Source organism: Streptomyces sp. NPDC004609 (assembly GCF_042873655.1).
Taxonomy (GTDB): domain Bacteria; phylum Actinomycetota; class Actinomycetes; order Streptomycetales; family Streptomycetaceae; genus Streptomyces.
In genome coordinates, this window is record NZ_JBIALS010000024.1 from 127,724 (window position 1) to 141,736 (window position 14,013).

Genomic DNA, 14,013 nt, shown 5'->3' on the forward strand with positions numbered 1-14,013 from the left:
ACCTGCGGTGTCAGCCGTGTGAACCGGCCCTGGGAATCGCTCGTCCTAGCCTGCCTCGGGGTCTCCCCTGGTGTACGAGAGCCGCTCGACCTGGCCGGGCTCGAACTCGTCCTGGACCTTCTTGCCGTTCACGAACAGCTCGATCGCCCCCGCGTTCCCGAGGATGAGGTCGATGCGCCGGTCGTCCTGGAAGATCTTGGACTCGCCCTTGGCGAGCGTTCCGTCGAAGATCTGCTTGCCGTTGTGGGACTTGGCCGAAATCCAGCTCTTGTCCTTGAGCACGGTCAGCTTGACCGTCACCTTGTCCTTGGGGACGGCCGCGATGGCGTCGCTCCCGGTCGGGGCGGGCTCGGGGCCGGCGGGCTTGTCCGTGGACGGCTTCTTCGTACCGGCCGACTTGCCGGCCGTCGGTCCCTCCGCGACCTGGCCGCTCTTGTTGCCCTCGTCGCCGTCGCCGCTGAAGAGGGTGAAGCCGACGAAGCCGACCACGGCGACGATCGCGGCGACCATCGCCGCGGTCCAGTTGGGGCGGCGCGGCTCGGGCCGGATCCGCTCGGCCTCGAACAGCGGCGCGGCGGGGGTCGGCGCCGGCCGCCCGCCGTGCTCGGCGTCGTACTGCTCGACCAGCGGGCCGGGGTCGAGGCCGACGGCCCTCGCGATCATGCGGATGTGCCCGCGCGCGTAGACATCGCCGCCGCTGCGGGTGAAGTCGTCCTGCTCGATGGCGTGGACGATCGGGACGCGTACGCGGGTGGTGGCACTGACCTCGTCGACGGTCAGGCCGGAGTCGATACGGGCCTGCTGGAGCACGTAGCCGATCGAAGGCCGGTCGTCCTGGTCGGAAGGCCGGTCGTCTTCGGGGGAGTTGCCGATGGACACGAGGGCGCCTTTCGAGCGTGTAACCACCTGCCGGAGGTTCAGTCTATGGGTGGTACGAAAGGGTGGGGCAACCGGGCGGAGGGACTTTGTACGCCATCGGAATGGCCGGCACATCCGTGATGGTGGAACACATTTTTCCGTCCCCTTCTCCAACTTGACGTAGCGCCGGGGGAAACGGTTGCTCTGCCTCCCTTACGGGTGAGTCCGGCCCGCCCGAATGGCGGGACGCGCCTCTCCCACGGGGGTGGAGCTCCCCCGGAGCCGAAGCCGGACCGGTGCCGAGGCCCGGACCGGAGCGGAAGCCGAGGCCCTGACTCCGCCTCCTCGCTCCGGTCCTCGGCACGTGACGTCCTAGGAAGGAGACTCCCCCCGGATCACGGCCAGCACTCCATCCAGCTCGTCGGGCTTCACGAGAACGTCACGCGCCTTGGAACCCTCGCTGGGACCGACGATGTTCCGGGACTCCATCAGGTCCATCAGCCGGCCCGCCTTGGCGAAGCCGACGCGCAGCTTGCGCTGGAGCATGGACGTGGACCCGAACTGGGTGGAGACCACCAGTTCGGCCGCCTGGCACAGCAGGTCGAGGTCGTCGCCGATGTCCTCGTCGATCTCCTTCTTCTGCTTGCTGCCGACCGTGACGTCGTCGCGGAAGACGGGGGCCATCTGGTCCTTGCAGTGCTGGACGACGGCCGCGACCTCCTCCTCGGTCACGAAGGCGCCCTGCATACGTGTGGGCTTGTTCGCGCCCATCGGCAGGAAGAGCCCGTCACCCTTGCCGATCAGCTTCTCCGCGCCGGGCTGGTCCAGGATGACCCGGCTGTCGGCGAGCGACGAGGTGGCGAAGGCGAGCCGCGAGGGCACGTTCGCCTTGATCAGACCGGTGACCACGTCGACGGACGGCCGCTGGGTGGCCAGCACCAGATGGATGCCGGCCGCGCGCGCCAGCTGGGTGATCCGGACGATCGCGTCCTCCACATCGCGCGGGGCGACCATCATCAGGTCCGCCAGCTCGTCCACGATGACCAGCAGATACGGGTACGGCTGGAGCTCGCGTTCGCTGCCCTCCGGCAGCTTGACCTTGCCGTTGCGAATGGCCTGGTTGAAGTCGTCGATGTGCCGGTAGCCGAAGGCCGCGAGGTCGTCGTAGCGCAGATCCATCTCGCGCACGACCCACTGGAGCGCCTCGGCGGCGCGCTTGGGGTTGGTGATGATCGGCGTGATCAGGTGCGGAATGCCCTCGTACGCGGTCAGCTCGACCCGCTTGGGGTCCACGAGAACCATCCGGACGTCCTCGGGGGTCGCCCTTATCATGATCGAGGTGATCAGGCAGTTGATGCAGGACGACTTGCCGGATCCGGTCGCTCCCGCGACGAGCACATGCGGCATCTTCGCGAGGTTGGCCATCACATAGCCGCCCTCCACGTCCTTGCCGAGCGCCACCAGCATCGGATGGTCGTCCTCGGCCGCGTCCGCCAGCCGCAGCACATCACCGAGGTTGACCATCTCGCGGTCGGTGTTGGGGATCTCGATGCCGACCGCGGACTTGCCGGGGATCGGGGAGATGATCCGTACGTCGGGGCTCGCGACGGCGTACGCGATGTTCTTGGTGAGCGCGGTGATCCGCTCGACCTTCACGGCCGGGCCCAGCTCCACCTCGTACCGTGTGACCGTCGGCCCCCGGGTGAAGCCGGTGACGGCCGCGTCGACCTTGAACTCCATGAAGACCTGCGTCAGCGAGGCGACCACCGCGTCGTTGGCCGCGCTGCGGGTCTTGCCGGGGCCGCCGCGCTCCAGCAGATCGAGCGAGGGCAGGGAGTACGTGATGTCCCCGGCGAGCTGGAGCTGTTCGGCACGCGGCGGGAGCGGCTGGGTCTCATCGGGCGCGGGCTTGGTGAGATCCGGTACGGACGGCTTCGCCCCGGGTTCGGCGGGGGGCCGCTCCGGCTCACGCGCGGACGGCACCGGGGACGCGGCACGCTGCCGGTCGGCCGTGACGTCCTTGGTCAGATCGGCGACCAGCGGGGACGGGGGCAGCCCGTTGTACACGGCGCCGTCGAGGGCCGCCGCCGCTGCCGCCGCCACGTCCACGGCGTCCATCGGGCGGTCCATGGCGGGCTGCACGGACCCCCGGCGGGGCCTGCGGTGCTGAAGGGCCTCGGACTCAGCCTGGTCGGGGTCGTACTCCGGCGCATCGCTCCGGCGCGCGGAGCGCCGTCCGCGCGCGGGTACGGCGCCGCGCCACTGCTCCTCGTAACGCTCGTCGTCGCCGGCGGCCTCGGCGTCCGCGCCGGGCTCGTACACGGGCTGGACGAGACCGAGTCTGACGCCGAGCTGCCGCAGGCGCTGCGGAATGGCGTTCACGGGCGTCGCCGTGACGACGAGCAGACCGAACACGGTGAGCAGAAGGAGCAGCGGTACGGCGAGCACCTCGCCCATGGCGAAGATCAGCGGCTTGGAGGCGGCCCAGCCGATCAGACCGCCGGCATCCTGTATGGCCTCGGTGCCCTCGCCGCGGCCCGGGGAGCCGCAGGCGATGTGGACCTGGCCGAGGACGCCGATGGTGAGGGCCGAGAGGCCGATCACGATCCGGCCGTTGGCGTCGGGCTTCTCGGGATACAGGATCAGGCGCACGGCGATGGCGCCCAGCAGTATCGGCACCAGCAGGTCGAGCCGGCCGAAGGCGCCGGTCACCAGCATCTCGACCAGATCGCCGACCGGGCCGCGCAGATTGGACCAGGTGCCGGCCGCGACGATCAGGGAGAGGCCCAGCAGCAGCAGGGCGAGGCCGTCCTTGCGGTGGGCGGGGTCGAGTCCCTTGGCTCCGCGCCCTATGCCGCGGAACATCGCTCCCACGGCGTGCGCGACACCGAGCCAGAGGGCGCGCGCGAGGCGGTACACGCCCCCTGTGGGGGACGGTGCCGGTTTGGGCGCGGGCTTCTTGGCCGCCGCTTTTCTGGGCGGCCTGGTGGCCGCCTTCTTGGCGGGTGCGGTCTTCTTGGCCGCGGCCTTCTTCGCGGGAGCCGCCTTCTTCGCGGCCGCGGAGGCGCCGCTCGTACGCCCGGGGCGCGGCTTCGCGGTGCCGGCCGTGCCCTGGGAACCCTTGCCGGACGTACGTGAGGCCATGATGGTGAGGTTACCGGTGCGAGAGGCGGGGGACACGTGTGCTTACGGGTTCACCCCCACGTGTCGCCTCGGGGAGGCGCCGAGGTGACGCTCCTTCAACCACGGAGGGTGAGCGGGGCCGTTCCGTGCGGCGTGGCCTGTTCCGTCCGGTCGGTGCCCGCCCGGTGAACCGGGCGCCGGGTTCCTTCCGGCGGATCGGGCCGGACGAGGTGAGCGTGATCGGCGGTGCCGGGGACACCGCCCGCCACGGCCGGGCCCCCCACCGTGCCCGAAGGGGCTACGGAGGACCCGCGAGCCCGGCAGGATCCCGAACGAGAGGCTCAGTTCTGCGAGGGAAGCGTGGGCGCTCCGCCGGTGCCGGGCTCCAGCGCGTCCAGGGCCCTGCGCAAACCCGTGAGTTTGCGTTCGAGATGGGCGGCGGTGGCGACGGCCGCCGCGTCGGCGGAGTCGTCGTCGAGCTGTTTGGACAGCGCTTCCGCCTGCTCCTCGACCGCCGCGAGCCGCGCGGACAGCTCGGCGAGCAGTCCGGCCGGCTCCTTGTTGTTGGAGCCCGCGGCGGGCCGGCCGCCGCCTTCGAGCTGGAGCCGCAGCAGGGCGGCCTGCTCACGCAGTTGGCAGTTCTTCATGTACAGCTCGACGAAGACCGACACCTTGGCGCGCAGCACCCAGGGGTCGAACGGCTTCGAGATGTAGTCGACCGCGCCCGCCGCGTAACCCCGGAAGGTGTGGTGGGGGCCGTGGTTGATCGCGGTGAGGAAGATGATCGGGATGTCCCGCGTCCGCTCCCGCCGCTTGATGTGCGCGGCCGTCTCGAATCCATCCATTCCGGGCATTTGCACATCAAGCAGAATGACCGCGAAGTCGTCTGTCAGCAGCGCCTTGAGCGCTTCCTCCCCTGACGATGCCCGCACCAGCGTCTGATCGAGCGCGGAGAGAATGGCCTCCAGCGCCAGCAGATTCTCCGGCCGGTCATCGACCAGGAGGATCTTGGCCTTCTGCACCATGCCCCGTCCTCCTCGCCCCGGCTTGGGGTCTCCCCGGCTCCATGAGCACGGGGGACGCACCGGGCGCCGCCCCAGGGGACGACTCCCTTGCGCCGCCCGTCCTTGTGCCGGTCATGGTAGCCGCACCCTGCCCGTCGACACACCCTGTCACCAGGATGTCACTGTGCACGGAGCGGAAACGTAGCGGGAGACCGAAAGGTTCCCCGAAAGCCACCGTCTCACACACCTTCAGCCACAGTCAGTCAACAACTGACAGAGATCCGAACACAATTCGCTCACTTTCCGCGCATCCACTGCTCCATCACCGAGAGCAGATGGTCGGGATCCACCGGCTTGGTCACATAGTCGGAGGCACCCGACTCGATGGCCTTCTCCCGGTCGCCCTTCATCGCCTTGGCGGTCAGCGCGATGATCGGCAGCCCCGCGAACTGCGGCATCCTGCGGATCGCGGTCGTCGTGGCGTACCCGTCCATCTCCGGCATCATGATGTCCATCAGCACGACCGTCACATCGTCGTGCTGCTCCAGGACTTCGATGCCCTCCCGTCCGTTCTCCGCGTACAGCACGGAAAGACCGTGCTGCTCCAGCACGCTGGTGAGCGCGAAGACATTGCGGATGTCGTCGTCGACGATCAGCACCTTCTCGTTGTCGAAGCTGAACGTCCGCCTCGGCTCCGGGACCGCCTCCTGCTGCCCCGCGTCCCGGCCGCCCCGGCCCTTCCCGGTGGTGCCCTCCGGTGCGGCCCCGGCGTCACCTCCGCCGTCCCGCTGCCCGGGCGTGGGCAGCGCCGCCTTCTCCCGCGTAGCGCTCAGCGCCTTGCGGCGACGGCGGAAGAGCGCGGCCGGACCGGACTCACCCGGCACCATCCGCTCGGGCCGCTCGGTCGGAGCGCTGACCTCCATCCCCTGTTCCGCCCCGCCCGTCCCCGAACCTCCGGCAGGCGCTTCACTCGGGTGAAGAGGCAGATAGAGCGTGAACGTCGAACCACGGCCGGGTTCGCTCGCCGCGTGGATCTCACCGCCGAGCAGCCGCGCGATCTCCCGGCTGATCGAGAGCCCCAGCCCCGTACCGCCGTACTTGCGGCTCGTCGTCCCGTCGGCCTGCTTGAACGCCTCGAAGATGACCCGCATCTTGCCCGCCGCGATCCCGATCCCCGTGTCGGTGACCGAGAAGGCGATCAGATCGGCGTCCGGGTCCTGGAGCGAGCCGACCTCCAGCAGCTGCTCCCGGATCGACTGCGGCACATCCGCGCTCGCCGGCCGGATCACCAGCTCCACCGCACCGGAGTCGGTGAACTTCACCGCGTTCGACAGCAGGTTGCGCAGCACCTGCAGAAGCCGCTGCTCGTCGGTGTGCAGGGTCGCGGGCAGTTCCGGGGAGACCCGTACGGAGAAGTCGAGCCCCTTCTCCGCGGTCAGCGGCCGGAAGGTGGCCTCCACATAGTCGACCAGCTGCACCAGCGCGATCCGGGTCGGGCTGACGTCCATCTTGCCCGCCTCGACCTTCGACAGATCGAGGATGTCGTTGATCAGCTGCAGCAGGTCCGAACCGGCGCCGTGGATCGTCTCCGCGAACTCCACCTGCTTGTGCGAGAGATTCCCCTCCGCGTTGTCCGCGAGCAGTTTCGCCAGGATGAGCAGCGAGTTCAGCGGCGTCCGCAGCTCGTGCGACATGTTCGCCAGGAACTCGCTCTTGTAGCGCATCGAGACCGCCAGCTGCTCGGCCCGCTCCTCCAGCACCTGCCGGGCCTCTTCGATCTCGGTGTTCTTGACCTCGATGTCACGGTTCTGCTGCGCCAGCAGCTCCGCCTTCTCCTCCAGCTCGGCGTTGGACGACTGGAGCGCCTTCTGCCGGTTCTCCAGCTCGGCCGACCGCTCGCGCAGCTGCTCGGTCAGCTCCTGCGACTGCTTCAGCAGCACCTCGGTCTTGGTGTTCACACTGATGGTGTTGACGCTCGTCGCGATCATCTCGGCGATCTGGTTCAGGAAGTCCCGCTGGATCTGGGTGAACGGCTGGAACGACGCCAGCTCGATCACTCCGAGCACCTTCCCCTCGAAGAGGACCGGCAGCACGATCACATGCGCCGGAGACGCCTCCCCGAGCCCCGACGAGATCTTCAGATACCCCGGCGGCACATTGACCTGGATGGTCCGCTTCTCCTCCGCCGCCGTCCCGATGAGCGTCTCGCCCGGCCTGAACGACGTGGGCATCAGCCCGGCGGAGTAGCCGTAACTGCCGCGCATGCACAGCTCGTACGAGATCTCACCGGTGCCCGAGACGTCCGAGCTGCCGCCCGTCGGCAGGGCCAGGAAGAACGCGCCGTGCTGCGCCGAGACCACCGGCGTCAGCTCGCTCATGATCAGGGACGCCACATCGTCGAGATCGCGCCTGCCCTGCATCAGACCGGAGATCCGGGCCAGATTGCCCTTGAGCCAGTCCTGCTCCTCGTTGGCGAGGGTGGTGTCGCGCAGATTCGCGATCATCGTGTTGATGTTGTCCTGGAGGACCTGGATCTCGCCGGCTGCGTCCACGTCGATCTTCAGATTGAGATCACCGCGTGTCACCGCGGTGGCGACGGCGGCGATCGCGCGCACCTGCCGGGTCAGGTTCCCGGCCATCTCGTTCACGGACTCGGTCAGGTCGCGCCAGGTGCCGTCGACGTCCCGTACCCGGGCCTGCCCGCCCAACTGCCCGTCCGTACCCACCTCGCGGGCCACCCGGGTGACCTCCCCGGCGAACGAGGAGAGCTGGTCGACCATCGTGTTGATCGTGGTCTTCAGCTCCAGGATCTCGCCCCGGGCATCGATGTCGATCTTCCTGGTGAGATCGCCCTTGGCGATCGCGGTGGTGACGGTGGCGATCTGCCGCACCTGCCAGGTCAGATTGGACGCCATCGAGTTCACGGACTCGGTGAGGTCCTTCCAGGTGCCGGAGACCCCCGGGACCTGTGCCTGACCGCCCAGTTCGCCCTCGGTGCCCACCTCGCGCGCGACCCGGGTCACCTCGTCCGCGAACGACGACAGGGTCGTCACCATCGTATTGACGGTCTCGGCCAGCTCCGCGAACTCACCGCGGGCCTCGACCGTCACCTTCTTCGTGAGATCGCCGTTGGCGACGGCCGCCGAGACCCGGGCGATGTTGCGCACCTGATTGGTCAGGTTGTTGGCCATCAGATTGACGTTGTCGCTGAGGTCCTTCCAGATGCCGGTGACACCCCGCACCCGCGCCTGACCACCCAGGACACCCTCCGTACCCACCTCGCGCGCGACCCGGGTCACCTCGTCCGCGAAGTCGGACAGCTGATCGACCATCGTGTTCACGGTCGTCACCAGTTCGAGGATCTCGCCCTTGGCGTCGACGGTGATCTTCTTCGACAGATCGCCCTTGGCGACGGCGGTGGTCACCTCGGCGATGCTGCGGACCTGGGACGTCAGATTGTTCGCCATGAAGTTGACGGACTGGGTGAGGTCCTTCCAGGTGCCGGAGACCCCCTGCACCTCCGCCTGCCCGCCGAGCATGCCCTCGGTGCCGACCTCGCGGGCGACCATGGTGACCTGCTCGGCGAAGTTGGAGAGCTGGTCCACCATCGTGTTGATGGTGTTCTTCAGCTCCAGAATCTCACCCCGCGCGTCCACATCGATCTTCTGCGACAGATCACCCCGCGCCACCGCCGTGGCGACCTGCGCGATGTTACGGACCTGGGCGGTGAGGTTGCCCGCCATGCCGTTCACGGAGTCCGTCAGATCGCGCCACACACCGGCGACGCCCGGCACCTGCGCCTGACCGCCCAGCCGGCCGTCGGTGCCCACCTCACGGGCCACCCGCGTGACCTGCTCGGCAAAGGCGGAGAGCTGGTCCACCATCGTGTTGATGGTGTTCTTCAGCTCCAGAATCTCACCCCGCGCGTCCACATCGATCTTCTGCGACAGATCACCCCGCGCCACCGCCGTGGTCACCTGGGCGATCTGGCGGACCTGCGACGTCAGGTTCCCCGCCATGAAGTTGACGGAGTCGGTCAGTTCCTTCCACGTACCGCTGACACCGTCGACACGGGCCTGACCGCCGAGACGGCCCTCCGTGCCCACGTCCCGAGCCATGCGCGTGACCTGGTCGGCGAACGAGGACAGCTGCGCCACCATCGTGTTGACGGTGTTCTTCAGCTCCAGCATCTCCCCGGCCACATCGACCGTGACCTTCTGCGACAGATCGCCGTTCGCGACCGCCGTCGTCACCTGCGCGATGTCCCGCACCTGGCCGGTCAGATTACGGAAGGCCGTGTTCACCGAATCGGTCAGGTCCTTCCAGGTCCCGGCCGCACCGGGGACCCCCGCCTGCCCACCGAGGCGCCCCTCGACACCGACCTCCCGTGCCACACGCGTCACTTCGGAACCGAACGACTGCAGCTGGTCCACCATCGTGTTGACGGTGTTCTTCAGCTCCAGCATCTCCCCGGCCACATCGACCGTGACCTTCTGCGACAGATCGCCATTGGCGACCGCCGTCGTCACCTGCGCGATATCGCGGACCTGCGTGGTCAGATTGCGGAAGACGGTGTTGACGGAGTCGGTCAGGTCCTTCCAGGTCCCCGCCGCGCCCGGCACCTGCGCCTGGCCGCCGAGCAGCCCCTCCCCGCCGACCTCGCTCGCCACCCGGGTGACCTCGTCCGCGAACGTACGCAGCGTCTCGGTCATCTGGTTGACGGTCTCGGCGAGTTGGGCGACCTCCCCGCGCGCGTTCACCGTAACCTTCTGCGACAGATCACCGTTCGCCACCGCGGTGGTCACCTCGGCGATGGCCCGCACCTGCGACGTCAGATTGCCGGCCATGGTGTTGACCGAGTCGGTGAGGTCCTTCCACACACCGGCCACACCGGGCACCTCGGCCTGACCGCCCAGCTCGCCCTCCGTGCCGACCTCGCGGGCGACCCGGGTGACCTCGGAACCGAGGGACTGCAGCTGGTCCACCATCGTGTTGACGGTGTTCTTCAGCTCCAGCATCTCCCCGTCGACATGGACGGTGACCTTCTGCGACAGATCCCCCTTGGCGACCGCCGTGGTCACCAGCGCGATGTCCCGCACCTGCGCGGTCAGCCGCTGAGCCATCGTGTTGACGGAGTCGGTCAGATCCTTCCAGGAACCGGACATTCCGCGCGCCTGCGCCTGCCCGCCGAGCTTGCCCTCGGTACCGACCTCCAGCGCCACCCGCGTCACCTCGTCGGTGAACGCCGACAGCTGGTCCACAAGGCTGTTGACCGTACGGGCGACCTTGAGGAATTCCCCGCGCAGCGGGCGTACGACACCGTCCCCGCCCTGGGAACGCAGTTCCATCCGCTGGTCCAGATCACCGTCGGCGACCGCGGAGAGCACCCGGCCCACCTCGGACACCGGCCGCGCGAGATCGTCCACCAGCGCGTTCGAGGCGTCCACCGCGGCCGCCCAGGAGCCCTCACAGGCGCCCGTCTCCAGCCGCTCGGTGAGCTTCCCCTCCCGGCCGACCACTCTGCGGACCCGGGCCAGCTCACCCGTGAGATGCAGATTCCGGTCCGCGACCTCGTTGTAGACGGCCGCGATCTCGGCCATCACATCGTCGCCCGACACGGTCAGACGCCTGCGGAAGTTCCCGTCACGCATGGACACCAGGGCGGCCAGCAGCTTGTTCAGAGCCGCCGTCTCCACCTCGGTTGTCCCATTGCTCCGGGATCGTCCGCCTTTCGCGCGCGTGGTTTGTGCACGCGCCGTCACGCCAGACTCCACCGTGTCCCTCCCGCAGGGGTTGACCGTACTGCCCGGGGCTCCCACCGGCAGCCTGCCCAGTGTTTCACCCGCGCCGAACCAGGCCATAACAGTTCGGCAGCTTCGCATAGCGTCCCCGCCCCCGGAGGGCGGAAACAGCGGCAACCGGCATCCGCTCGGACTGCGAAGGTAAGTAACCTGGCATCCGGCTGTCCAACCGCCCCGGTCCGCCCGGCCTGGGCGACACGGGCGCGAGCACAACGACCGGGCACCGGGAGGGACAGGCCGATCATGGCAGAGCCGGGCGTCGAGACGCGTACGAGGAGTTCAGTGATCACCGCTCGGGCGGCCGCCAGCTTCGACCCCGTCGGGCGGTCCGTGGCGACCGCCCGCGCCTTTGTGAGGGACACTCTCCAGGGCTGGGGGTACAGCGACGTCGTCGACGACGCGGTCGTCCTCACCAGCGAACTGGTCACCAACGCCGTCGTCCACGCTGGCACCGCCGCCGATGTGCTCTGTCTGCGTACGGAGGACAGCGTCCGGGTCGAGGTCGCCGACCGCTACCCGGAGCGCGAGGTCCCCATCCAGGGCACCGGCCACGCCTTCGCCTCCCTCGACAGCGAGAACGGCCGCGGACTTCTCCTGTGCTCCGCCCTGGCCTCCCGCTGGGGCGTCGAGTACACACCCACGTTCAAGCAGGTGTGGTTCCAGCTCGACCTCCCCCAGCGCCCGGTCGGCACCCGCTCCGCGGGCCCGGTGCTGCCGACCCAGATGCTCCCCGTCGCCGACGAGCGCGTCCGCGTCGCCGTCGCCCAGATCGACAGAACCGGCTCGATCTCCGTCTGGAACGAGGACGCCGAGCATCTCTTCGGTTACGCGGCGGAGCAGGTCATCGGCAAACCGCTGACCGACTTCGCCGCCTGGCCGCACACCCCCGGCATCGGCACGGGCATCGCCGAGGCGCTCCAGCTGTCCCGCTGGGAGGGCAGCTACGGCATCCGCGACCACGACGGCCGGGTCATCCCCGTGTACGCCTCCCACCTGCGGGTCCGTGACACCCAGGGCGAGCCCTCCACGGTCTGCCTGCTCGTCAAGGACGACGAGCGCGCCGTCCTCCAGACCCCGCAGCGCCACCCCGTCACCGAGTCCGGCTCGGAGAGCCACACCGCGGACCCCTTCGAGGTCTTCATCGGCTCCCCCGCCCCCGACGATCTCGACGGCCTCCTCCAGCGCACCGTCGAGCGCGCCCGTGACATGCTCGACGGCGACTCTGCCTTCCTGCTGCTCGCCACCGACGACGAGACCGAGTTGGAGGTACGGGCCACCACCGGGCTCCCCTCGGCCCGCCAGCGCTTCGCCCGCGTCCCCGTCGAAGCCGGCACCGGACGGTACGGCTCCGCCAGGATGCCCGCCGTCCACGAGGACCTCGCCTCGGTCCCCGGCGCGGTCCCTCTGCTCAGCTCCACCGGGATGCGCTCGGTCGTCACCGTGCCGCTCAAGGTCGAGGGCCGGCTGACCGGCTCCCTCGGGGTCGCCGCTGAATCCGCCGGCCGGTACACGAACGAAGAGGCGCTGCGACTGCAGTTCGCCGCCGACCGCATCGCCCTCGCCGTCGAATCCGCCCGCCTCGGCGAACTGGAACGGCTGCGCCGCGGCTCGCTCTCCTTCCTCGTCGAGGCGTCGGACCTGCTCGCGGGCACCCTCGACCGGGACCAGACCCTGGCCCTGATGGCCCAGATGACCGTCCCCACCCTGGCCACCTGGTGTGCCGTCTACACGATCGCCGACCAGGCGTCCGACCCGTACCTCAGCTTCGTGCTCCACGAGGACGAGGACCGCATCGACGGGCTCAAGGCCCTGCTGTCCAAGGTCGCCCCGCCCGACCCGGTCCCCACCCCCGGTGCCCGTGTCTGGACGGCTCCCGCCGAGGCCGCCCAGCGGGCAGCCCTCCTCGCCTCCAAGCGGGAACTCGGCCTCGGCTCCACGACGCCCGTCTCCTCCGGTATCGGCACCACGCTCGCCACCGCCGCGGCGGTCGGCGGCGAGACGGTCGTCCTGCCGCTGGTCGCGCGCAACCGTGTGATCGGCATGCTCACCCTCGGCAAACCCTCGGACGACCACTTCCGCCAGGAAATCCTGGAACTCGCGGAGGATCTCTCCCGGCGAGCGGCCCTCGCCCTGGACAACGCCCGGCTCTACTCCGAGCGCATGGCCATCAGCCAGTCCCTCCAGCGCAGCCTGCTCCCGCCCGAGTCCCCGCAGATCCCCGGCGTCGAGGTCGAGGTGATCTACCGCGCGGCCGGCGAGGGCAACGAGGTGGGCGGCGACTTCTACGATGTCTTCCCCATCCGTGACGGCGCGTACGGCTTCGCCATCGGCGACGTCTGCGGTACGGGCCCGGAGGCGGCCGCCGTCACCGGTCTGGCCCGCCACGCCCTCCGCCTGCTGGCCCGTGAGGGCTTCGGCGGCCCCGCCGTCCTGGAGCGGCTGAACGCCGCCATCCTCGACGAGGGCGCCCGCAGCCGCTTCCTCACGCTGCTCTACGGCGAACTGTGGCCCCAGGAGGACGGCAGCGCCCAGCTCAAGCTCGTCTGCGCCGGCCACCCTCTCCCCCTGCGCCTCCGCCAGGACGGCACGGTCGAGGCGGCGGCCGAGCCACAGCCCCTGCTCGGTGTCATGGAGGACCTGGAGCTGTACGAGCAGATGGTGACCCTCGCCCCGGGTGACGTCCTCCTCTGTGTGACCGACGGCGTCACCGAACGCCGCGAGGGCACCCGCATGCTCGGCGACGAGGGCCTCACCGAAGTTCTCACTGGCTGTACGGGCCTCACGGCGGGCGCGGTCGCCTCCCGCGTCCTGCGCGCGGTCGAACGCTTCGCCGCCGAGCCGGCCTCCGACGACATGGCCATCCTGGCGCTGCGTATCCCGGAGCCCCACAAGAACTGACGCAACACAAAAAGGCCCCCGCCACAAGGCGGGGGCCCTTTCTCTGTACCGAGCCCCAATACGGAATCGAACCGTAGACCTTCTCCTTACCATGGAGACGCTCTACCGACTGAGCTATTGGGGCCTGCTGCCCTGCGGCAACGAGGAAAAGCATACCCCGAGTCGACCCCTGCTTTGAACCAGCCCGGCGAACCAGAACCAGCTCCTGCGGATCGACCCCCGCATTGCCCCTTGAACGCAAAAATGCCGTGGTTCCCGGACTGTAAACAATCCAGGAACCACGGCCAACAATTGTTCGGCGGTGTCCTACTCTCCCACAGGGTCCCCCC

Annotated in this window: 5 protein-coding genes and 1 tRNA gene; 1 reads left to right on the top strand and 5 read right to left on the bottom strand. The window is 69.2% G+C overall.

Annotated elements, in window-relative coordinates; translation table 11 throughout:
• Nucleotides 1-45 precede the first annotated feature (45 nt).
• From ACFYT4_RS23500 to ACFYT4_RS23515, 4 genes are all read right to left on the bottom strand, one after another.
• Complete coding sequence (locus ACFYT4_RS23500; RefSeq protein WP_389272283.1) at nt 46-879, bottom strand: helix-turn-helix domain-containing protein; 834 nt, start codon at nt 877-879, stop codon at nt 46-48.
• Nucleotides 880-1,230: 351 nt separating this feature from the next.
• The gene (locus tag ACFYT4_RS23505; protein ID WP_389272255.1) at nt 1,231-4,002 is read right to left on the bottom strand and encodes a DNA translocase FtsK; all 2,772 of its coding nucleotides are present in this window, start codon (nt 4,000-4,002) and stop codon (nt 1,231-1,233) included.
• 320 nt (nt 4,003-4,322) lie between these two features.
• Nucleotides 4,323-5,006, bottom strand: coding sequence for a two-component system response regulator (locus ACFYT4_RS23510; protein ID WP_389272257.1), 684 nt, complete (start codon nt 5,004-5,006; stop codon nt 4,323-4,325).
• Nucleotides 5,007-5,281: 275 nt separating this feature from the next.
• On the bottom strand, nt 5,282-10,759 hold the full coding sequence (locus ACFYT4_RS23515; protein WP_389272260.1) for a HAMP domain-containing protein: 5,478 nt from the start codon (nt 10,757-10,759) through the stop codon (nt 5,282-5,284).
• 270 nt (nt 10,760-11,029) lie between these two features.
• On the opposite strand from ACFYT4_RS23515, the gene ACFYT4_RS23520 reads away from it, so the two are divergent.
• The gene (locus tag ACFYT4_RS23520) at nt 11,030-13,684 is read left to right on the top strand and encodes a SpoIIE family protein phosphatase (protein ID WP_389272263.1); all 2,655 of its coding nucleotides are present in this window, start codon (nt 11,030-11,032) and stop codon (nt 13,682-13,684) included.
• A 51-nt stretch (nt 13,685-13,735) separates the two neighbouring features.
• Here the strand turns inward: ACFYT4_RS23520 and ACFYT4_RS23525 are convergent.
• Nucleotides 13,736-13,808: transfer RNA gene (locus ACFYT4_RS23525), tRNA-Thr, on the bottom strand.
• Between the last annotated feature and the right edge of the window lie 205 nt (nt 13,809-14,013).